The organism is uncultured Methanobrevibacter sp., assembly GCF_902784195.1.
Lineage (GTDB): Archaea > Methanobacteriota > Methanobacteria > Methanobacteriales > Methanobacteriaceae > Methanobrevibacter.
The window spans coordinates 30,677-53,099 of sequence record NZ_CACZTX010000006.1 but is presented as its reverse complement, the minus strand read 5'-3'; the positions used below and the strand labels follow the sequence as shown (position 1 = coordinate 53,099).

General features: G+C 33.9%; 21 protein-coding genes and 1 tRNA gene. 12 read left to right on the top strand and 10 right to left on the bottom strand.

The window, feature by feature from the left end:
• Window positions 1-418: 418 nt before the first annotated feature.
• The 9 genes from QZU90_RS05115 to QZU90_RS05075 all read left to right on the top strand — a co-directional run bounded on the left by QZU90_RS05115 (window position 419) and on the right by QZU90_RS05075 (window position 7,856).
• On the top strand, window positions 419-877 hold the full coding sequence (locus tag QZU90_RS05115) for a helix-turn-helix domain-containing protein (protein WP_296855917.1): 459 nt from the start codon (window positions 419-421) through the stop codon (window positions 875-877).
• Window positions 870-1,970: a tungsten-dependent formylmethanofuran dehydrogenase subunit FwdF gene (fwdF, locus tag QZU90_RS05110; RefSeq protein ID WP_295608013.1), complete on the top strand. Its 1,101-nt coding sequence runs from the start codon at window positions 870-872 to the stop codon at window positions 1,968-1,970. Before QZU90_RS05115 ends, fwdF begins: the two co-directional genes overlap by 8 nt.
• 18 nt (window positions 1,971-1,988) lie before the next feature.
• Window positions 1,989-2,219, top strand: a complete 231-nt coding sequence (locus tag QZU90_RS05105; RefSeq protein ID WP_012955149.1) for a 4Fe-4S binding protein — start codon at window positions 1,989-1,991, stop codon at window positions 2,217-2,219.
• 10 nt (window positions 2,220-2,229) lie between these two features.
• A complete protein-coding gene (locus QZU90_RS05100) occupies window positions 2,230-2,802 on the top strand; it encodes a molybdopterin dinucleotide binding domain-containing protein (RefSeq protein WP_295608015.1) in 573 nt (190 codons plus the stop codon).
• Complete coding sequence (locus tag QZU90_RS05095) at window positions 2,792-4,183, top strand: formylmethanofuran dehydrogenase subunit B (RefSeq protein ID WP_295608016.1); 1,392 nt, start codon at window positions 2,792-2,794, stop codon at window positions 4,181-4,183. Before QZU90_RS05100 ends, QZU90_RS05095 begins: the two co-directional genes overlap by 11 nt.
• 10 nt (window positions 4,184-4,193) lie before the next feature.
• Entirely contained in the window at window positions 4,194-5,912 is a 1,719-nt protein-coding gene (locus tag QZU90_RS05090; RefSeq protein WP_296855914.1) for a formylmethanofuran dehydrogenase subunit A, read from the top strand.
• 15 nt (window positions 5,913-5,927) lie between these two features.
• On the top strand, window positions 5,928-6,794 hold the full coding sequence (locus QZU90_RS05085; RefSeq protein WP_296855912.1) for a formylmethanofuran dehydrogenase subunit C: 867 nt from the start codon (window positions 5,928-5,930) through the stop codon (window positions 6,792-6,794).
• A 222-nt stretch (window positions 6,795-7,016) separates the two neighbouring features.
• Complete coding sequence (locus QZU90_RS05080) at window positions 7,017-7,319, top strand: DUF2097 domain-containing protein (RefSeq protein WP_295608021.1); 303 nt, start codon at window positions 7,017-7,019, stop codon at window positions 7,317-7,319.
• Between the two features lie 234 nt (window positions 7,320-7,553).
• The gene (locus QZU90_RS05075; RefSeq protein WP_295608022.1) at window positions 7,554-7,856 is read left to right on the top strand and encodes a DUF2097 domain-containing protein; all 303 of its coding nucleotides are present in this window, start codon (window positions 7,554-7,556) and stop codon (window positions 7,854-7,856) included.
• 78 nt (window positions 7,857-7,934) lie between these two features.
• On the opposite strand, the gene QZU90_RS05070 is transcribed toward QZU90_RS05075, so the two are convergent.
• The 5 genes from QZU90_RS05070 to QZU90_RS05050 form a co-directional block, all read right to left on the bottom strand.
• Entirely contained in the window at window positions 7,935-9,593 is a 1,659-nt protein-coding gene (locus QZU90_RS05070; RefSeq protein ID WP_296855909.1) for a DUF128 domain-containing protein, read from the bottom strand.
• Window positions 9,594-9,735: 142 nt separating this feature from the next.
• Window positions 9,736-11,079, bottom strand: coding sequence for a type I glutamate--ammonia ligase (glnA, locus tag QZU90_RS05065; protein ID WP_295608026.1), 1,344 nt, complete (start codon window positions 11,077-11,079; stop codon window positions 9,736-9,738).
• Window positions 11,080-11,538: 459 nt separating this feature from the next.
• On the bottom strand, window positions 11,539-12,291 hold the full coding sequence (locus QZU90_RS05060; protein ID WP_295608028.1) for a HesA/MoeB/ThiF family protein: 753 nt from the start codon (window positions 12,289-12,291) through the stop codon (window positions 11,539-11,541).
• A 188-nt stretch (window positions 12,292-12,479) separates the two neighbouring features.
• The gene (locus QZU90_RS05055) at window positions 12,480-13,649 is read right to left on the bottom strand and encodes an aldo/keto reductase (RefSeq protein ID WP_296855907.1); all 1,170 of its coding nucleotides are present in this window, start codon (window positions 13,647-13,649) and stop codon (window positions 12,480-12,482) included.
• 263 nt (window positions 13,650-13,912) lie between these two features.
• Window positions 13,913-14,022, bottom strand: a tRNA-Met gene (locus QZU90_RS05050).
• Window positions 14,023-14,257: 235 nt separating this feature from the next.
• Between QZU90_RS05050 and ahcY the strand changes: the two genes are divergently transcribed.
• On the top strand, window positions 14,258-15,508 hold the full coding sequence (gene ahcY, locus QZU90_RS05045; protein ID WP_295608033.1) for an adenosylhomocysteinase: 1,251 nt from the start codon (window positions 14,258-14,260) through the stop codon (window positions 15,506-15,508).
• Between the two features lie 121 nt (window positions 15,509-15,629).
• Window positions 15,630-16,295: a DUF2119 domain-containing protein gene (locus QZU90_RS05040; RefSeq protein ID WP_296855905.1), complete on the top strand. Its 666-nt coding sequence runs from the start codon at window positions 15,630-15,632 to the stop codon at window positions 16,293-16,295.
• An 86-nt stretch (window positions 16,296-16,381) separates the two neighbouring features.
• On the opposite strand, the gene fen is transcribed toward QZU90_RS05040, so the two are convergent.
• The 5 genes from fen to cyaB all read right to left on the bottom strand — a co-directional run bounded on the left by fen (window position 16,382) and on the right by cyaB (window position 21,506).
• On the bottom strand, window positions 16,382-17,368 hold the full coding sequence (fen, locus tag QZU90_RS05035) for a flap endonuclease-1 (RefSeq protein WP_296855903.1): 987 nt from the start codon (window positions 17,366-17,368) through the stop codon (window positions 16,382-16,384).
• A gap of 124 nt (window positions 17,369-17,492) precedes the next feature.
• The gene (locus QZU90_RS05030; protein ID WP_296855901.1) at window positions 17,493-18,059 is read right to left on the bottom strand and encodes a chorismate lyase; all 567 of its coding nucleotides are present in this window, start codon (window positions 18,057-18,059) and stop codon (window positions 17,493-17,495) included.
• A 91-nt stretch (window positions 18,060-18,150) separates the two neighbouring features.
• A complete protein-coding gene (hacA, locus tag QZU90_RS05025; protein WP_296855899.1) occupies window positions 18,151-19,404 on the bottom strand; it encodes a homoaconitase large subunit in 1,254 nt (417 codons plus the stop codon).
• 217 nt (window positions 19,405-19,621) lie between these two features.
• Entirely contained in the window at window positions 19,622-20,800 is a 1,179-nt protein-coding gene (locus tag QZU90_RS05020; RefSeq protein WP_295608042.1) for a homocitrate synthase family protein, read from the bottom strand.
• Window positions 20,801-20,960: 160 nt separating this feature from the next.
• On the bottom strand, window positions 20,961-21,506 hold the full coding sequence (gene cyaB, locus QZU90_RS05015; protein WP_296855897.1) for a class IV adenylate cyclase: 546 nt from the start codon (window positions 21,504-21,506) through the stop codon (window positions 20,961-20,963).
• 361 nt (window positions 21,507-21,867) lie between these two features.
• Here cyaB and QZU90_RS05010 point away from each other — a divergent pair, with 361 nt between their 5' ends.
• A complete protein-coding gene (locus QZU90_RS05010; protein ID WP_296855871.1) occupies window positions 21,868-22,413 on the top strand; it encodes a TATA-box-binding protein in 546 nt (181 codons plus the stop codon).
• Window positions 22,414-22,423 lie beyond the last annotated feature (10 nt).

The following is a 22,423-nucleotide window of genomic DNA, read 5'->3' as shown; positions in this document are numbered from 1 at the left end:
AATCCCTATGTGTACTTACTACACCTGCATCATGTGTATTTAGTACACATTTTTTTGTTTGGCCTAAAAATTTAAAAAATTTTCATAAATTCGATGTAAATTTGTTTACATATTGGAGATATAATTTAGCTATTTTTGATTAGATTTTAACTATTTTTATTTTAATAAAATCAGTTTAATTTTTATAATTAGGTTAAAAAATAATTTATTTAATGAGTAAATAATTATTTAGTTAAATATTTTATATTAATTTATTATTTATTCTTATTTTTTGAAAATAATTAATATAATTAAAAATTAATATTTTTACAAATGTGTAAATAATACACAGTCATATATAAATCTTTATACTTGAGTCTAAGTATGTGCCTTTTATAAGTATATATAATATATATTATAATGTACACATGGTGAATTTATGCCAAAACATATAGTATCTGGACTAAAATATTTAGAAAGTGTTGAGTTGAGAAAAAGAGGCTTGTCCCAAAAGGAGATTTCATCTCAAATCGGTGTAGACAGATCAACTATTTCTCACTACTTGAATGGTAGAAACATATCCATGGATTCTATCGAACTTGCTAAAACTATTTTAGAGTTAAGTCCTAAGGATTTTATATTAATAACAAAAGTTTTATTTGGAGATTATAAAGAAATTCGTCAAATCGTGACTATTTTTAATATGAATCATTATGACCCACAGATTAACGATGGATGTATTGGTTGTGGATTGTGTGTAGATTTGTGTGAGATGAAGGCTATTAACTTAGATTCATTGAAAGCAAAGATAAACCCCCGTTATTGTTGTGGCTGTCTTATGTGTGTTGAGAATTGCCCAACAAAATCAATTGAAATTTTGGAGGTAAAAAATGGTTAACGTTAAAGAAATTGAAGGCAAAAACTTCAATATAAAAAGATCAGCAGAAGAAGACAGAATTTTGTCCTTTAAAGATCACGTTTGTATTGGTTGCGGCCTTTGTGAAGCAACTTGTCCTGTAGAAGCTATTGCTCTTGATGAAGTAGCTCCTATTGAACGTAAATACACAGAAACCTATTTCAGTGGTCATGAAAAGATTGCTCAAAATTATGCTCTTTTCAAAAACGACAATGAAGTCAAAGCAAAATTATGCATTGATGAAAACAAATGTGTTCTCTGTGGTATGTGTAGTGGAGTATGTCCAGCAGGCGCATTAGACCTTACTATTGGTGGCGTCTCTATTAAAGAAAATGAAGCTTATCCAACTCTCATCGCTTCAGCTGAAATCGATGAAGACAAATGTTTATTCTGTAAAAAATGTGAAGCAGCTTGTCCTAGAGCTTCCATCACTATTGACAGAACTTTACCTAACAGAGCTGACTTAGTAACTGGTGAAATCGAAGTATGTGAAGACGACTGTATTTACTGTGGCGCTTGTGCTGAATTATGTCCTGCAGAAGCTATTGTAGTAGACAAAACCACCGGTGAAGAAAGCATTGTTATTGACAAAGAAAAATGTGTATACTGTCTCGTATGTAAAAAAGCATGTCCTGTTAACGCTATTAAAGCAGTATGTAGATCCTGTTCCTACGGTGAATATGACCTCGACCCTGCTAAAGCAGCTATTACCGGTAATGCAATTATTGATAAAGAAACCTGTATTAAATGTGGATGGTGTGAAGGAGTCTGTCCTGCAGACGCAGCTACTGTAAAACAAGCATTTAAAGGTACTCTCGAAATCGATGAAGAAAAATGTGGTACCTGTGGTGCATGTATTGATGTATGTCCATGTAATGTTTTATCCTTCCCTAAATCATCTGGTCCTGGAGACAGAGGAACTCACTTAGTTAAAGAAGAAGATTACTGTATCCACTGTGGTGCATGTGCTAAAGCATGTCCTAACGGAGCATTAACCGTAACTAGAACTGACATCGATTACACCCCAACTAGTTCTAAATCTTGGATTGCAGCATTCGAAGCTTTAAAAAATTAATTTGATTGGTGATTATTTATGGAACTTAAAGTAGATCAAGATAAATGTTTAGGTTGTGGAGTATGTGTTATCGCATGTCCAGTAAACGCTTCTATCAGCCCAGAAAACGCTGGTGGACATGGTTCCAAAACAACCGAAACTATTATGATGGTTGAAAACGGATTTATTAAATTATTCAGTGTGGACAAATGTGACAAATGTGGTACTTGCCAAATGTTCTGTCCAACTGAAGCTATATGGTTAGAATAGGAGTGATAACATGCATTACGCAAATACTTATTTAGAAAGACCAGTAGTTGGAGATTTAGAAAACGTAGCTCAAGAAGGTACTACTAAAGTACTCAAATGTATGTTAAACACTGGTTCTGACATATATCAAGGAGCTTGTAAGAAAAGAGGTTCTACCTTAAAAGAAGAATATAAAAACGCTTCAGGTACCTGTTACATGGATCCTCGTGACATGGTAAAATTAGGTGTAAAAAACTGGGACACTGTACTTGTAAAAACCGACTACGGTGAAGTTGTTTTAAACGCAGCAAAATCCAGAGATGCTCCTCACGAAGGTACCATTTTTGTATGTAAAGGTCCATGGGCTAACACTATTGTAAGCCACGAAACCTACTGTTGTTCAGACCCTACTTACAAAGGTATCCACGCTACCGTTGAAAAAACTGACAGAAAAGTTTTATTAATGGCAGACTTAATGAGATGGGTATACAAAAAATATGTTGATGAAGAAGATGATGATGTTGTAGAAAACATGGAATCATTAGGTGAAAGACCAGTTTATAACGGACGTAAATGGGAGGAGTTGATTGATCATGACATATGAACCACCTGTAACTGATTACGATCACATTGTAGAAAATTGTACTTGTGCATTTTGTGGATGTAACTGTGACGACTTAGACTTCTTAGTAAAAGACGGTCACGTAGTTGCTGTAAGACACGCATGCAGATTAGGTGCAAGTAAAGTTATGGAAGATATGGACCAAAGATTACTTGTACCAATGGTAAGAAACGAAGAAGGAGTTCTTGAAGAAGTGGACTGGGATACTGCTTTAGACACTGCAGCTGAATATATTGCAAACTCTATTAGACCAGTATTCTACGGTTGGTCTGAAACTTCTACTGAATGTATGAAAGAAGGTGTAGAATTAGGTGAATATATTGGTGCTGTTTTAGATAACCAAGCAACTATCTGTCACGGTCCAAGTTTACAAGCTATGCAAAACGCAGGTTACCCTATCCAAACCTTAGGGGAAGTAAAAAACAGAGCTGACGTTATTGCATACTCTGGTAGTAACGCTATGAACTCTCACCCAAGACACTTAGCAAGATATGCAGCATTCCCTAGAGGATACTTCAGACAAAGAGGTAGATTCGACAGAACCGTTATCACTATGGATCCAAAATTCTCAGACACTGCTAAAATGTCTGACAAATGGATTGGATTTGAACAAAACGGAGACTACGGTTTCTACAACGCTTTAAGAGCTGTATTAAAAGGTAAAAAATTACAATCTGAATCTGTTTCCGGTATTCCAGCTGAAGACATTTATGAATTAGCTGCTGAAATGGAAGCTGCAGAATTCGGTGTTCTCTTCTTCGGTTTAGGTTTAACCCACACCTTAGGTAAACAAAGAAACATTGACATCGCAATTAAATTAGTACAAGACTTAAACACCAACAGTAAATGGGGACTTACTCCAATGAGAGGTCACTTTAACGTAAACGGTTTCAACATTTTCATGGCTTACGAAACCGGTTGGGCATTCGGTGTAGACTTCTGTAGAGGATACGGAAGATATATGATGGGTGAAACCAACACTATTGACTTACTCGTAAGAAAAGAACCTGACTGTTTCATGGTAATTGCAGCTGACCCTGGTGCTCACTTCCCTAACGGAGCAAACCAACACTTAGCAAACATTCCAGTTATCCAAATCGATATTCACTGGGGACCATCTACCGAACTCGCTGACGTAGTACTTCCTGGATCCTTCATTTCTGTAGAATGTGGAGGTACCAGTTACCGTATGGATGGTGTTCCTATCTGGATGAAAAAAGCTATCGACAAACCTGAAACCTGTCGTGATGACGAATGGATTGTACGTGAATTGAAAGAAAGAGTAATGAAACTCAGAGAAGAACCTAACGTAGCAGATGAATACGTTCCTAATGAAGGTCTCGCATGTCTCTTAGATAAGTAAGGTGATTTTAATGGAATATATACTTAAAAATGGTATTGTTTACGACCCTGCTAATGAAGTAAACGGAGAAAAAATGGATATCTGCTTCAAAGATGGTAAAATCGTTGAAGATGTATCCGCTGACGCTGAAGTATTAGACGTCACTGATAAAATTGTAATGCCTGCTGGTGTAGACCCTCACGCTCACGTTGCAGGACCAAAATTGGTTGTAGGTAGATTATACAGACCAGAAGACGAAAGAAGAGGAGTAGCTCAAAAAACTAAAGTAACCAGAGCTGAAGCTGGTTTCTCTATCCCAAGTTGTCCTACCACTGGATACAGATACTCCAGAATGGGATACGGTACTGTTTGTGAAGCAGCTATGCCTCCTTTAGAAGCAAAACACACACACGAAGAAATTAACACTATTCCAAACATCGATATCAACCCATTACCATTATTCGGTAACAACTGGTTCGTAATGGAATATGCAAGAGAAAACAGAATTGACGACTTAGCAGCATTTATTGCAGCAATGTTAAGAGTATCTAAAGGATACGGTGTAAAAATCGTAAACCCATGTGGTTCAGAAGCATGGGGTTGGGGTATGAACGTACACGGATACGATGACAAAGCACCTTACTTTGACGTAACCTCCAGAGAAGTTGTAAGAGCTTTAGCAAAAGCTAACGAACAATTAGGTCTTCCTCACTCTATACACATCCACCCTAATGATTTAGGTCACCCAGGAAACGTACCAACTACTATTGCAACTTTAGACTCTATCAAAGACATTGCAAAATCCACTAAAGCATCTGCTGGCGTAAGGGATCAAACTATCCACTGTACCCACGCACAATTCCACTCTTACACTGGTAACAGTTGGAAAGATGCAGCATCCGGTGCAGAAGAAGTTGCTGACTTCATTAACAAAAACCCATACGTAACTTGTGACGTAGGTCAAGTAACTTTCGACGAAACCACAACCATGACTGCAGACGCTCCTATGGAATACGACTTGTTCAAAATTTCTGGATTAAAATGGGCTAACAAAGACATTGAATGTGAAACCGCAGCTGGTATCATTCCATGTATTTACTCTCCAAAAACTCCAGTAAGTACCTTACAATGGGCTATTGGTCTTGAATTGTTCTTGCACATTAAGAACCCATGGCAAGTATGTTTAACCACTGACCACCCTAACGCAGGTCCTTTCATCAGATATCCAAAGATCATCTCCTGGTTAATGAGTGCTGAGAAAAGGATGTCTATGATTGACAATGGTGAAGTACACAAATGGGCTTCCAAAAGAACTGGCTTAGCTGGTCTCGAAAGAGAATACGATTTCTACGAAATAGCTACTATTTCCAGAGCAGCTCCTGCAAGAATCCACGGATTCCAAGACAGAGGTGCACTTACCCCTGGTTACAACGCGGATATTGCTGTATATGACATTAACCCTAATGACTTTGACCCATCCAAAGATCCTGAAGGTGTTGAAAAAGCATTCAGTAACGCTTACTACACTATCAAAGATGGTCAAATCGTTGTTAAAGATGGTGACATTGTTTCCACTAAACAAAGCCACACCATTTGGACTAACGTCATAGGATACGAAGAAGAAGAAAAACAAATTATCGACAGTATAATGCCATTCTTTACCCAATACTATTCTGTCAAATGGGAAAACTATCAAGTACACGACCACTATGTACCAAACCCAACTAGAGTGGACGTAGAAGCTAAATAAGGAGAGTGTTTATTAATGAAAACTATAACTTTTGATCAAAAGAAAACTTCTTCAATTGCTTTAGAATTTGATGAGTTAATCACTGATAACATTTACTCTTGGACTGAAGAAGACTTTGCAGAGTACAAAGTACCTGTAGGAAACTCCAGATTCCCAATCACTGATTACTTTGACATCACTGTTGAAGGAGAAGCAGAATCTCCAGCTGAAGTCAAAATGATTTTAAACGGAGATTGTAACAGAGTAAAATACATCGGTTGTAAAATGAGTGCTGGTGAAGTAGTTGTTAACGGTGATGCAGACCTTCACGTTGGTGCAGAAATGTCTGGTGGAGTAGTTACTGTATTCGGTAACGTAGCAGCTCACGCTGGTCGTGAAATGAAAGGTGGTAAACTCGAAATTATGGGTAATACCAAAGAATTCTGTGGTGCATCCTACATTGGTGAATGGAGAGGTATGTCCGGTGGAGAAATCATTATCCACGGAAATGCTGGTAAACAATGTGGTGAATGTTTAGTCGGTGGTAAAATCCACGTTTTAGGTGACTGTGATATTCTCGCAGGTATCCACATGACCAAAGGTACCATTGAAATTGATGGTAACGTAAACCGTTGGCCTGGTGGACAAATGAAAAACGGTAACATCGTAATTCACGGAAAAGTTGGAAGATTACTCGAAGGTTTCGTAGAACAAGGAATTGTAACCGATCCTGAATTAGATGGTATTGTTTATCCTGGTAGATACATCGAATACAAAGGGGACATTGCTTTAAACGGTAAAGGTACCTTAATTATTGATGCTGAGAAAAACAGAGACAGATTATCTACTTGGATTGAAGAAGACGACGAATATAACGCAATTAGAGAATACAGAGCTCAATAAGCTCTTTCTCTTTTTCTTATATTTTTCTTCTTTTTTTATTTTTTTATTTTTTTAGAAATTACATTGATAAATTATGATTTAATTAATTTTTAAATAATGATTTCATTTTATAATCAATTAGATTAATTTTTTAATTAATTAAATTATCATTTATTGATATTAAGTATAAGATTATTAATCATAATTTTAATTTAAATAATGCTATGTACAAAAGGTGTTAATATGGTCAAAGAGATACAGATGGACCCAGACGATATTATAGAATATGTAAGAAATAATGTAAAAGTTGATGATATTTTCGAATTATCATATAACAGAGTATTTGCTCCAGGTACTGTACTTGGACTTACTCCAGAAGATGAGGAAACCGGTGAAGGATTAATACTTTCCCTTCAGCTCAATGGTGAATTGTTAAATCAGGCTGTAGATATTGATTTGCATAAGGTAAAGGATGAGATCATCGAATTCCGTCATATGCCTGGTGGAGATGAAGATAAGCTTATCATTGTTGAAGCTAGTTTATAGCTTCAATTTTTTCATTTTCTCATTATTTTTTTTATAAATCATTAATTAGTTTTAATAAATACAAATAATTTTATATATTAGAAACGATATATTATTAATCGTAAAATATGATCGTAAAATATGATCGTAAAATATAATCGTAAATTATAATAATAAAATTTAATAATAAAATTTAATAATAAAATAAGTAATTGATTTTCTAAAATTTAATTAATCTCTAAGGAGGTCTAAAATATGGTAGATAAGGAATTAACAATGACTTCTGATGAAGTTCTCGATTACATTAAGAATAATTTTAAAGAATTCGATAAAGTTGATATTGCATACAACCGTGTTTCTGCTAAAGGAGATGTCTTAGGTGTAGATCTTTCTGACTTTAGAGGAAAACCAAGTTGTAGAGTGATGATTGCTTTAGATGGTGAAATTATTTCTGATACTATTGAAGTTGACTTTGAAGAATATAAGGAAGATATTATAGAATTACATCACTATCCTAAAGACGAAACTAAAGAGTCTGTTTATATTGAAGTAATCTAAATCTTCTTATTTCTTTTTTTATTTTTTTAATAATTTTTTACTATTTTTATTCAAATTTTTAAATGCTATTTTTTTTAATCATTGTTCATAGATTAAACTCATATCCTCTATTGGCAAAATGGTTTCAACTGCTTTTGCTTCAATTGCTATTCCCTTTTCCTTAATTGCAGCTATTGAATTCAATCCGCTTCCTGTAACAATTCCGAAGTTGTAGTTGTCCACTTTTGCATTGTACACCAATTCCCTTGGCTTACCTACTTTAAATATAGGGAATCCATTTTCATTAATTTTATCCAAAATAGCTTCACATTCAGGTCTTGCTATGTATGGAACTTCTTTAATTGAAGCGAGTATCTTCTTAGGGTTTTTCCTTTTGCTTATTTGGGTTAAATTTTTAAAGATAAATATTTTATGAGGGTCTATTGAAGAACCGTCATATGAAATCATTTCTACAAACAATGGTGGCTTTCCAAGTTCCAATAATCCACCATATCTTGGTGTGCTCATGATACCATTGTTGATTAGGATTCCATCAATTGACAAGCTGCAAACGGTAGCTATTCCAACTTTGCTTTCATCACTTGGATGATCTACAATATTAAATAAAGGATTCATGTATTTTGGAAGATTCTTATATGTTCTTTTCATGATGGTCAAAGCATCATCAAGATCCAGTCTATCTAAATAGGATATGTTTGCAACTATGTTTCCTTCATTTGTTTCAATATCATAATCCACCTGATTCATCCTATTCAATGATTTTGTAAGTATAAACGGTGTTTTCTTATACTCCACTTTCTTTGCTTTCTTGATTTTGTGCTTAGAGGATTCTCCAGTCTTGATATCAACTTTATAATCCATTTCCTGAGCTGCACAGAATGGTGTGATTCCTCCAATGATTGATATTCCAACCATTCCTTCAGGGACTGGAATTCCTAAAACGTTTTCACTTGTCTCTCCAATTTCCAAAACTCCTCCAATTCCCACTTTTTCAAGTTTTTGTATAATTTCCTTTGCCTTCTTTAACCCGGTTTCAGGAATTATCCTAAAGTTTGCTGGAATTGTACCTGTTCCATGTTCTGCAACATCCAATACTGAAGTCATGTCTTTTGCTATAAATGCATCTAATGGAGTTATTGAAGTTTTCTTGTAGGAAATCAGTTCTGAGAACTTGGTAGGATAGTAATCTTCGATTTCAACGAGCCCTCCATATTGAGGGATAGAAGGAATTCCATTTTTTAAGAACACTCCATCAATTGTTGTACCACAGATGGTTTTCATCACATATCCCTTTTTGCCATTGATTTCAGTTTTTTTAGCATTGATCAATGGACTTACGCAAACTCCTGCTGCAAAGACTTTCTTAATGATGTCAAATGCCTTGTTGTCTAGGATATTTGATGTATTTACGATTACATTTCCACATTTTTTATTGTAATCAAAATCAGTTAAGTATATTCTCTCTTCAAATTTTGAAAATGTGAAGTCCACTTGGTCGTAAATCAATCCTTTTTCAAGTTTCCCTCTTCCAAGTTCGGTGATGACTCTGCCAGAATATCCTTTCCTTTCTGTGTATCCCTTTTCATCAAGAATTTGCATATGATAACGCACTGCTCTTTCACCAAGGTTATACCCTTTGTTTTTAAGCTCGTCAGCTATTACCTTTGAACCAATTGGTTTTTCCTGCACATTAAGGATTCTTAGAATTTCTATCATTCTATGTTCGGATTCTGACATGTAATCTCCTACTTTTTCAACTGGAATTTTTAAAATAAGTATTATTCATTGTTTAAAATAAGTCTTTAAAAATAAAATAAAAAATAGCTATTTAATTTTTAAATAGCTATGTTCTTAAATCTTAAATTCAATATTGATTGAACTATAAGTTTAAGTATTTCTTATGTTCGTAATTGAATACTTGGACTCTGTATTCGTCCCATTCCTCGTATTTTGCAGCTAAGAATGCATCGAATATATGGTCTCCAAGTGCTTCTTTCATGATTTCGCTATCTTCAAATGTATGATATGCTTCCCATAAACTGGAAGGTAACAATTCAATACCCATCTCTTCCCTTTCTTCATCGCTTAACTCATAAATGTTGAATTCAATTGCTTCTCCAGGGTCAATTTTGTTTTTGATACCATCCATACCAGCTTCCAACATCACTGCAAATGCAAGATAAGGGTTACAAGTTGGGTCTGGGCTTCTGTATTCAATACGGGTGGCCTTTCCACGTGCAGCTGGAACTCTGATTAAAGTGGATCTGTTTTGGATACCATAGGAAATGTATACAGGAGCTTCATAACCTGGAACTAATCTTTTGTATGAGTTTACAATAGGGTTGGTAACTGCTGTGATTGCCGCAGAGTGTTTTAATAATCCTCCAATAAACCACATTGCTTCTTGGGATAATCCAGTTTCACTGTTTTCATCATAGAAGATGTTTTCTCCATCCTTGAATAAACTTTGGTGACAGTGCATTCCACTTCCGCTTTCTCCAAAGAATGGTTTTGGCATGAAGGTAACTCTGTAGTCAAATCCATCGAAATCAGCCATATTTGCTACAATAGCTTTAATAGCTTGTTTAAATGTAATTACTGCATCTGCAGTTTTTAAAGCGTCATCGAATTTAAATGCAATTTCGTTTTGACCAGGTCCCACTTCGTGGTGGCTTGCTTCAACTTCAAAGCCTAATTCCTGTAAGTTAGTGGTAATTTCTCTTCTGAAGTCAGTTCCCTTGTCAACAGGTTCCACATCAAAGTATCCTGCGTCATCGTGAGGAATTGGATATCCGTCATCGTCAGTGTCTACAATAAAGAATTCAGGTTCTGGACCTATGTTGTAGGTGTAACCTTCTTCCTTGATTTTAGCCAATGCCTTTTTAAGGATTCCTCTTGGGTCTCCTTCAAATGGTTCTCCATTTGGTTTGTAAATGTCACAAATAAATCTACATGATGCAGATTCTTCAGGTCTCCAGGATAAAGCGGAATAAGTGCTTATATCAGGTTTCAATACAAGGTCACTTCCTTCAATTCCTACGAAACCTGGTATTGAAGATCCATCAAATAGGATACCGTCAGTTAATAAATCTTCCATATTTTCTAATTCACATGGGATAGACACATTTTTTGGAATTCCATGCAAATCAACAAATTGGAGTCTAATAAACTTTATATTGTCTGCTTTCATTCTTTCGATTACATTTTTGATTCTTTCTTCCATTAAATCATTCTCCATTAGATTTGGAATAATATATAATAATTATCTTAATTTAATAATTATTTTTTAATATTAGTTCGGAAATAGATTTCCACCTAATAATATATCTATATATTTTAATATATTATTTTATCTATTTTATAGTTTTTAAAGGTTGTGTAATGGTTTATTTTTTTTAATATTTTTCATTTGAATATTTAATTTTTCATTAAAATTTTAAAAATAATTTATTTTTATTATAAAAAATTGAACAAAACTGTATTTTAACATATATATTTATAGATTTTTGACAAAAATGGGGGAAAATAATCTAAAAGTTTTTAGATCAAATGATTTAAAATCATTTAAAATAAAAGTAAAATCAATAAGATTTGAATAAAAATTTAAAAAATTCATAAAAAAATAATGTATAGAAACTATTAAAAAATTCAGAAAAAATAAAAAAAGAAGTAGTTAAGGAATTTATAATTCCAAAACTTTAAAAGATTCTAAGTTGAGTAAATCAAAATTAAGTATTTTTGGAGCGTAGTTAACCTCTCCAATTCCAGTTACAAGTTTATAAGCTTCAAATGATTCTAAACATCCAACAATATTTGGAACTGGTCCAATTACTGGAGGCACTCCTTTGGTTAATTTTGATATTTCCTTTTTAGTTTCCTCTCCCAAGTTCTTTCCAAGGGATGGAAGGGAGAACAATTCCTCATATGATGGAGTGTCTTTAGTGAATACGCTTACTTGTCCTTGTGTTCCATGAATAGCTCCGTGAACAAATGGGATATCATTTTCTCTAGCAAATCTGCTTACAATGATTCTTGTGTATAGGTTATCCAATGCATCAATGATTATGTCCCTATCGCCAAATACTTCCTCAATGTTATCCTCATTTAATTCTTCATTGAAAGCATTCACTTTTGTATAAGGGTTTGTAATTCTGACTCTTTCCTTTGTTGCAATTGATTTGTCCACACCTACTGTTTCCAAGCTGGAGATTGCTTGTCGGTTTAAGTTTGACAGATCATATGCATCCTTGTCTATTATTGTTAAGTCTCCAAGTCCCATACGTGCAAGCATAAGAATGGTTCCTCCACCTATGCCTCCACAGCCAACTACTCCTATTTTAGCATCTTTAAATCTTGTTTGTTGGCTTCTAGTTACAATACTCATTTGACGAGTTGCTATATCCCAGTATCCAAATCCTTTATATCTTTCTGGCATATTTCCACCTTTTCACATCTAATAATATATTATTAATTACCTTTTATATTTTTATATCTTTGAATCCCTAGTTTAATATTAAATCTCATCCTATATAACAATTGTTATTTTTTTATTTTTCCTTGAAATTTTTTAGATTTTGAATACCATTTCATATTCATAATTTTTAATCATTTTTTTTAAGATTATTAGAAATAAGTGTATTTTCTTCCAAAGAACTCTTCCACTTTCTTTAAATCTTCAGAGATATGGATTATTTGAGGGCAATGGTTTAAGCAGTCATCGCAATGTAGGCAACTGTCTGCTCTTGTGCCGCTTTCAAGTGAGAAATAATGCATTGCACTTCCTGCAGGATTGTTTAGCATTTTAGCTACATTATATTCCCTAAAGCATCCTGCAACATCCACTCCATGAGGGCATGGCATGCAGTAGCCGCAACCTGTGCAGTCATTTCCTCTCCTTTGCTTGTATTCCCAAGCAATTTCATGAATAAGCTCCAAGTCATTTTCACTAATGGAGTTTATTTCTGACCTGTTGGCTATTTCAATGTTCTCCTTTACCTGCTCTATGCTATTCATACCACTAAGGACTGTGTTCACTTCTTCCATGTTCCAAAGGTATTGGAAAGCCCATTCAAGAGGAGTTCTCTTTTCTTCAGCCATATCCCATAATTTCATAATGTCTTGAGGCACATTTTGCACTAATCTTCCACCTCTAAGAGGTTCCATTATTATGGTTCCTAAGTTTTGGGAAGCCAGATACTCAACTCCTTCCCTTCCGGACTGGTATCTTTCATCGAGATAGTTCAATTGGGTAAGGCCAAATTCGAACTTGTCATAGTCATCTATAATATCAACAATCCAATCCATCTCTGTATGGGCTGAAAAACCAACATGCTTTGCTTTACCTGAGCTTAAAATATCATCCAGAAATTCAAATACATCAAGTTCCCTAAACATTTTCCAATAATCCTCATTAAGGCTATGTAGCATGTATAAATCAATGGTATCGGTTTTCAAATCCTTTAATTGCTGTTCGAATATGTTTTCCATATCCTCTTTTGACTTAATGAGCCAACTAGGAAGCTTTGTACTTAAAAGTATATCCTCCCTATATGAGTTCTCATGCAAGAAGTTTCCAAGATACTCTTCACAGTTTCCTTTTCCAGATAAGTTATTTGCATGATATGAATAAGCGGTATCAACAAGATTTATTCCATTTTCAATCCCATAACTCAATATTTTATCGGACTCTTCAACATTTATTTGATTATTGTCTTTAAAATGAGGCAATCTCATTGCTCCGAATCCTAAGATAGAAACTTTCTCTCCAGTTTTTCCTAAAGTTCTATATTTCATTGTGTTACCTATTATCGTTTATTAAATTTTAAATTTTCATTAAAATAATGTTTTTTAATATTTTAATATTAGTCTTTTTAATTAATATAATCTTTTAATTAATATCATTTTTTAATAGGTTTAGGTAATAGGGACTTTTATTATTGAAAATAGTTTAAAATAGTTTAAAATAGTCTAAAAATAATTTATTAAGTTGTCTAATTCTGTTGAATTGAATAAAAATAGTTAAAAAAAGTTATGATGTTATGATTCCTGGGATTGGATGCCGGGGGCGGGATTCGAACCCGCGATCTCACGGTATCCCAGGAAAAAAGTCAGAGCACGCTTAGTTACCCTATGAGCCGTGCGCTCTAACCAGCTGAGCCACCCCGGCATCAGACAGTATTAAAAGTTATGTTTTTTATAACTTATATAGTTTTTGTTTGTTAGTAAATCTTATATTATAAAAAAGACAATTAATATTTATATTGAAATTAATAAATTATAATGATAAAAATTATAATAAATAATATAAATTATGATTTGAAATAATATTATGATTATTTTATTATAATTTTTCAAAAAATGATTATTATTGATTTTATTTAATTAATTTTTCATGTGATATTATGAGTAATGTTAAAGACATGTCCCTTGCTGATGAAGGGATTAGAAAAATCAAATGGGTTCAAAAACACATGCCTGTTCTTGAACACATCAAAAAACAATTTGAAGAAGAAAAGCCTTTTGAAGGCATTACCATTGGATCATGCTTACACTTGGAACCTAAAACTGTGAATTTAGGTTTGACTTTACAAGCTGGTGGGGCTGAAGTGGCTATGACCGGTTGTAACCCTCTTTCAACCCATGATGATGCAGCAGCTGGTGCAGCTGCCCTTGGATTGCATATCTATGGTTGGAGAGAACAAACCGATGAGGAATACTACGAAGCTATTGATAATGTATTATCCCACAAGCCGGATGTAATCATTGATGATGGTGCAGATATGATCATGTACCTTCATGAAAAACGTCCTGAACTCTTGGCAAACATTAAGGGTGCTTGTGAAGAAACAACCACTGGTGTTCACAGATTGGAAGCTATGCATGCTGATGGAGCTCTTAAATTCCCAGTTATTGCAGTAAATGATGCTTATACCAAATATTTATTTGACAACCGTTATGGTACTGGCCAATCCTCATTGGATGCTATTATGGGAACCACCAACATGTTGATTGCAGGTAAGAATGTAGTTGTCTGCGGTTACGGCTGGTGTGGTCGTGGAGTTGCATCCCGTGCAGCAGGACTTGGTGCAAATGTCATTGTAACTGAAGTTGACCCAATCAGAGCACTTGAAGCTAGAATGGATGGTTACAGAGTAATGAAAATCAGAGAAGCTGTAAAAATAGCTGATCTTGTTGTAACTGTAACCGGTAATATTGACATTATCCATGGGGATGACTTCAAGTACATGAAAGATGGATGTATGTTATCCAACTCAGGACATTTCAATGTGGAAATCAACAGACAAGACCTTGAAGCTCAATCTGTAAGCTGTGAAGAGGTAAGGGAAAGTATTGAAATGTTTACCATGAAAGACGGTAGAAAAATCTATCTTTTAGCAGATGGAAGACTTGTAAACCTTGCAGCAGCAAGAGGTCAAGGACACCCAGCAGAAATCATGGATATGAGTTTTGCTGTTCAAGCATTGTCTGCTAAATACATCGTTGAAAATGACTTATCCTTAAGTGTTGAAAAGGCTCCTGACAGCATTGATGACGATGTTGCAAGATTAAAGCTTAAGGCTATGGGCATTGAAATCGATGACTTGTCAGAACGTCAAAAAGATTACTTATCTGATTGGAGAGAAGGAACCTAATTCTCTTTAATCCTTTTATTTTATTTTTATATAAATTATTTTTTTAAATCTTTATTTTACTTTAATTTATTTTTTTTAAATTTTTAAATTTTATTTTCTATTTAACTATTGAACTGATATCATGTCTTATTTTCGCTATATTGATAATGGAGAAGGCCCTACAAAATTATTTATTGGAGGAGTTCATGGCGATGAGGGGAAGGATGTTTTGCCTTTAATCAAGCTTTTATCCAATGATGATTTCTCAAGCGGACAGATCTATATCTATAACTTTGACAAGACTCCATATGTTTCCACAATTCATAGGGAATTTTATGAGTCTGAGCAAGGAAAGAGAATATTGGATTTGGTTGATTATTATAAGCCTGATTTTTATACAGAACTTCACTCCTACAATATTAAGCATTTTGATAGATTAACAAGCTTGGAAAGACTTGATAAGGAGGGAATTCCACCATTGATTGATTGCAGCCAATATGTATTATGCAGTTCCGTTTCCCCTTTGATAAGGAGAAAGCATTTCACTAAGGAGAATATTTGCCAGACATTGGAGTTTCCATCATTCAGAGGCGAAGACTTAAAGCTCAGTGAAGATGAGCTATTTGAAAAATATGATTATGATTATGATGCCTCAGTTCATGAATACATGTCATTTTTAAGGTTGATTACACTCAGCAAGAATAGGGATGATTTTGAAAAAAGAGTGTTGAAGGATTATAAGAAACAGGCAGATCTTGCGTTAAAGTATGTAAAAATAATTTATGGATTGGATTTTCCTAGATATTAAAAATAGATTTTATAAATGAAATTATTCTTGTTTAAAGTTTTATCAAATTCAACTCTTATTAAAAATAGAAAATAGGTAGATTGGTTTTAGAACCAATCCTCTAAACTTTTTTGTGTTGAACTTAATTTTTTCAGTTTTTCAGTTACATTCAAGACTCTGCTTTCGGAAAATCCATGCTCTTCACACATGAATTCAACAAGCTTGTCCCTTTTTGCACTTTTGAACTTGATTTCATAATCGGTGTTCACATCATGCTTTAAGAAAATGTCCCTAAGTTCATCAGGTTCTACTTCCACTTCTGTAATTCCTTTCTGAACTAAAATGTCTTCTAAAGTGTTGTTTCTAATTAATTTTAATCCGGTTTTTGCACCGATTCCATGGATTCCTTCGTTGAAGTCAGTCCCTACCATCAATGCTACATCGATTAATTGTTCTCTTGTAAGGTCTATTTCATTTAAGACTTTCTCAAGTTCCAAGTATTCGAGGTTTGATAATCCGCCACTTAATGTAAGGTTCCTTACAATACGGGGTGCACCAAATAATAGGCAGTCATAATCCTGTGAAGCTACAGCCCATGCATCTCCTTGCTCGACCATGTATGCTCCTTGGGCTTCACCTTCTCCTTCCGCCTGCACATAAGGGATTCCCATATAATCAAGCAGTTTTTTAGAGGATTCAAGGGTATATGGGGACATTCTGGAAGTTCTTATAGCAAATTTTCTTGCTTCTTCAATGTTTCCTGCAGCTTTTGCCTCTTCCCATTTTTCCATTGCCTCTTCCTTAATTGCCCTTCTCTGTTCAAGGGTTTTTGCCTTATGCTCTGAACTGTCTCCATCAAAAACATAGATAGGTTTGATTCCTTTGTCAACTATTGATGCAGTTCTATAAAGGATTCCGCTTAAATGGGAGGTTACATTGCCGTTTTGATCCATTAAAGGACTTCCATCTCTTTGACGAATGCCTGATAAAAACTGATAAATTGTGTTGTATGCATCAATTGCTACAGTTCGTCCTTCCAAATCTTTTAGACTAATTTCCTCTGGAGAAACTATGTCCTTGAATTTTACTCCCATATCATCCACCTAAATTTTCTTTAATTCTTTTATTTTTATTTTAACTATTGTAAATATGTCTATTTTATGAAATAGAGCATTTGAAAACTATTTTTCATGTTTAGTTAACTATTCATGGCTTAAATTATATTTCAGTAAAGTAATTAATTGGGAAGAATTCCTTAATCCACATCAAGATTTCACCATTGTTTATTATAGTGTAATCTCGTGTTAGGAAATCCTCTTCAGTATTATAAAGCTCTTTAAGTTTATCTGATGCTTTTTCTATCTGAATAACATTTATCTCTCTTCTGGATTCGACATTATAGTTTTTCAATATTCTTCCAATAGGAGTGTCTGCTCTGATTAAGTCGTCCTTGATTTCCTTTGTCAATCTTTTTAGAGGTATGTAAGAAACGGCATAAATTAATGGATTATCGTCCTTATGCATTACGATTTCCCTATAATTCACTTCATCTCCAACATCAACATTAACCAAAGGTGCACTCTCTTCAGTTGCCTCTTCAAAATGTTGCTCTAAGGTTTTCAAATCGATTTTTCCATATAGGACGTCAAGGATTGCTGTAATTGAACCATCAGTTGTCAATAGAATCTTTTGAGTGTTTGAAAACTGCTTATTGTATTTTTCTTCAACATCACTGATTTTTTCAATTAACCGTACATTAATGTTGTTGTCAGTAGTTTTTGACATATTCAGTCTCCGTATTAATTGTTGATTTTATTATTTTTAATAAAAATATGGATTTAAATTTTAGATTTAAATAATGGATTAAATTGCAAATTTATAAATTATCCGGATTTTCAATAAATCCTGAAATTGCAGATGCTGCCACAACTCCTGCATTAGCTAAATATACAGATGAATTCGGATCTCCCATTCTTCCTTTGAAGTTTCTGTTTGTAGATGAAATACTTGTTTCACCTTCAGACAGCACTCCCATATGTCCACCTAAGCATGGTCCGCAACCAGGGTTTGATACCATAGCTCCAGCATCTAAGAATGTCTTTATGTATCCTAAATCCATTGCCTTTTGATATATTTCCTTTGATGCAGGGATGATGATTAATCTCACATCATCATGGACTTGCTTTCCTTCAAGCACTGCTGCTGCCTGTGCGAGGTCAGATAACCTTCCATTGGTACAGGAACCAATGAACCCTTGATCAATGTGAGTTCCAGCAACTTGGGATAATGGCTTTACATTATCCACATCATTAGGGCAAGCTATTTGGGCTTCCATATCATCTACATTAAATAGGAATTCCTTTTCGTATACTGAATCCTCATCGGATTTAAGGATGTTCAATTGGTCCTTTGTCTTGCCGGTTCTACTGCAAACATATTCAATAGTGTCTTTGTTAGGTTCCATAATTCCATTCTTTGCACCCATTTCTATTGCCATGTTTGTCATGGTCATTCTGCTTTCAACATCTAAATTGTCGATTGTCTCTCCACAGAATTCTGCAGTCTTATAGGTAGCTCCAGCTATTCCTATCTTGCCGATGATATTTAAAATCAAGTCCTTTGAAGTGATGCCCGGATTCAATTTTCCTTCAACTTTTATCTTAAATGATTCCGGAACCATGAACCATGTTTTGCCGGTGGCATAAACCATAGCTAGATCGGTAGCGCCCATTCCAGTGGAAAATGCTCCGAATGCTCCATAGGTACATGTATGTGAGTCTGCACCGACAATGATTTTCCCAGGCTCAATATGCCCTTTTTCAGGAAGCACCTGATGGCAGATTCCCTCTCCATGAATGTAATGATTCTTAATTCCTTGAGTTTTAATGAAGTTTCTAGCTACTTTTTGAAACTCTGCAGATCCTATTGTGTTTGCAGGCACATTATGGTCAAAGACAATGACTATCTTCTCATTGTCCCAAACCTTATCGCTTATTTTTTCAAAGGTTTTTATTGCAGGAGGTGAAGTTCCATCATGTGACATTGCCAAATCAACATCCACTTCGATAATTTCTCCAGGAATGACTTCACGACCTAGTTTCTGAGATAATATTTTTTCTGAAATATTCAAATTTAATCTCCTAAAAATTTATCAATATCTTTAATTTAATTAATTTAATTTTATATCTATTTTTATAATTTAAACTATTAGATTTATAAATTTATTTATATTAATCTCAGTTCAATAGTTTAAAAATAAGTTTAAAAAATAGTTTAAAAAGTAGGGTAGTTAAAAATAGATTTTGAAAATAATTAAAAAATAAAAAAAAAAGAAAATGTTGATTATATTATAAATCAACATAATTTGAATCAATGCTTCTCACAATGTCTTTAAATACATCGTCATCAATGTATTTTCCTTCTTCTCTGCTTTCCTTTACCTTCTTCACGATTTGGCAAAGTTGGTCATTGGTCACTTTAAATCCACATTCGTCAAGTTTTGCCTTTACAGCTCTGCAACCTGAGTGTTTTCCTAAAACCAATTGTCTTCTTTGACCGACGAGTTCAGGTAAATATGGTTCGTAAGTAAGAGGTTCTTCAATAACTGCATCCACATGGATTCCAGATTCGTGTCTAAATACATTTCTTCCTACAATTGGCTTATTGTATGGAATTTCCAATCCAGTTTTCTTGGATACCAATTCAGATAACTCTTGGATGTATTTGGTCTTGAATCCTAAGTCCTTACCATACAATAATTTTAAAGACATGATCAATTCTTCAAGGGAAGCGTTTCCCGCCCTTTCTCCAATACCATTTACGGTTGTTGAAACAGCACTTCCTCCTGCAAGCAATCCATAAATTGAGTTAATTACAGCTAATCCGAAGTCATTATGACAGTGCATAGCTATTTGAACATCAGTCACTTTTCTAAGTTCCTTGATTAGGAATGTAATTCCTTGTGGGGTGATTGCCCCAACGGTATCTGCAATATGCACTCTGTCAGCACCATAGCTTTCTGCTTTTGAGTAAACTCTTTTTAAGAAGTCCAAGTCAGTTCTTGTTGCATCCTCTGCTGAAAATGCTACAAACAATCCGTGGTCTTTAGCATATTCAATGGATTTCATGCAGATATTCAATGCTTCTTGTCTTTTGATATGCATTTTATGTTCCAAATGAATGTCAGAAGTTCCCATAAATGTAATGATTCCATCCACATCACAGTCAAGAGCTCTGTCAATATCGCCTTTTTTGGTTCTTGCTAAACAGATGATTTCAGCGTCCAATCCTTCGTTAGCTATTGCCTTGACTGCAGCTGATTCTCTGTCTGAGACGATAGGGAATCCTGCTTCAATCTGATGGATTCTTAATTGATCAAGCTTTCTGGCTATTTCCAATTTGTCATCCAGTGAGAAACATACTCCAGGGGTCTGTTCCCCGTCTCTTAAAGTTGTATCATAAATAGTAATATCTTTTGGGAATTTGTATTCCTCTTCCTTATTGAAAGGACTTGTATAATATTGCATTTTTTTATCAACTCTTTATGTCTTTTGTATTTTAGTTAATTTTATATTTTTTAAATATTTTTAAATTTAATATTTTAAATTTCTTTAGTTTAAATTTAATATAATAAGTTATGTATTTTTGTTTTATAAACTTTTTTATAATTTTTCAAGTGATTGAAATTTAATTGTCCAGTTCCTCTAGTAATTCCAAGTAGGAGGTTCGCTCAAATCCGTCTGTAATTCCTAATTTTTCAAAGAGTTCAAATATGCTTTCCTGTACCTTTGAATAGTCAGAATTGTCCTCTAAGCTTATTTCTATTTCCATATATGGTTCAAGGCCATGGACATTGTCCAAGCTGATTTCATAGTTTTCATATTGGTAGTATTCACGATCCTTTACAACGGTTCTGACTTCCTTGAACCCTAAATTCTCAAATATTTTAGAAGCTTTGTCAGCATCTTCTATTTCCATTTCAACCTCTTCTCTGGTTTTGCTTTTTGCATCGATTTTAGGGCCTTTGTATGTAATGAACAAATTGTGCTTATCATCTGATTTTGTTTCTCTGATTCTCAATGCCTCATCGGTTTGTGCAAAGTCACGCACCGGACTATTGAAATATCTATCTTCCTGATGCTCGGTTTTGACCTTTACGGCATTTATTTCATCAAGCCTTTTTCTCATTTCATCAAAGCTTCTTATTTTTGCTTTCACTTCTACTTCTATCATAGGAATTTCCCACTATCATTAATATTTTCTAACTCTTTTCTAAGCAATTTTCTAAACTGCTTTTAAACATTTTTTAATTTTCAATTCAATTTTTATATTTGTTTCAAATACCCTTATAAATAATCCTATTCAGTTTTAATTAATACTTTATATATGAAAAAGTATTACCATTTATATGCTTTATAAACATTAACTTTATATACTATATAAATGATATATTTTATTAGTAAAAATTTTAATCAAAAAATTATTAATTTTAACTGATTTTTATTGTCAATTTTCTTTATTTGTCAAAACTAAAATTATATTAATTTTTTAAAATATTTACTTACTTTTTTTAAATAATTTTGGAGGTAATAAATTGACCGATGTTGATATAAAAATAGAAAACATTGTAGCTTCTGCAAGCATTGGGAAAGACATTGTTCTTACCGAAGTGGCAAAAGCGTTAGAAGGTGTCGATTTTAACAGAGAACAGTTCCCAGGATTAGTATTTAAACTTCAAGATCCTAAAACTGCTGCTTTAATTTTTAGTTCCGGTAAACTTGTATGTACTGGCGCTAAATCAATCGATGATTCAAAATTAGCTATTAAAAAAACTGTCGATCTTATGAGAACTATTGATACTGAAATTCCTCATGAGTTTGATATTAAAATTCAAAACATTGTTGCTTCTGCAAATTTACAATCTACTTTAAATTTAGAAGCAGTTGCTTTGGAATTGGAAAACACTGAATACGAACCAGAACAATTCCCTGGTTTAGTATACCGTTTATCTGATCCTAAAGTTGTATTATTATTATTCGGTTCCGGAAAAGTTGTTTGTACTGGAGCTAAAACCAAAAAAGACGCTAGGTTAGGTGTAGAAAATGCAAAAGCTAGACTTAGCGAATTGGACTTAATATAATTGGTGATAT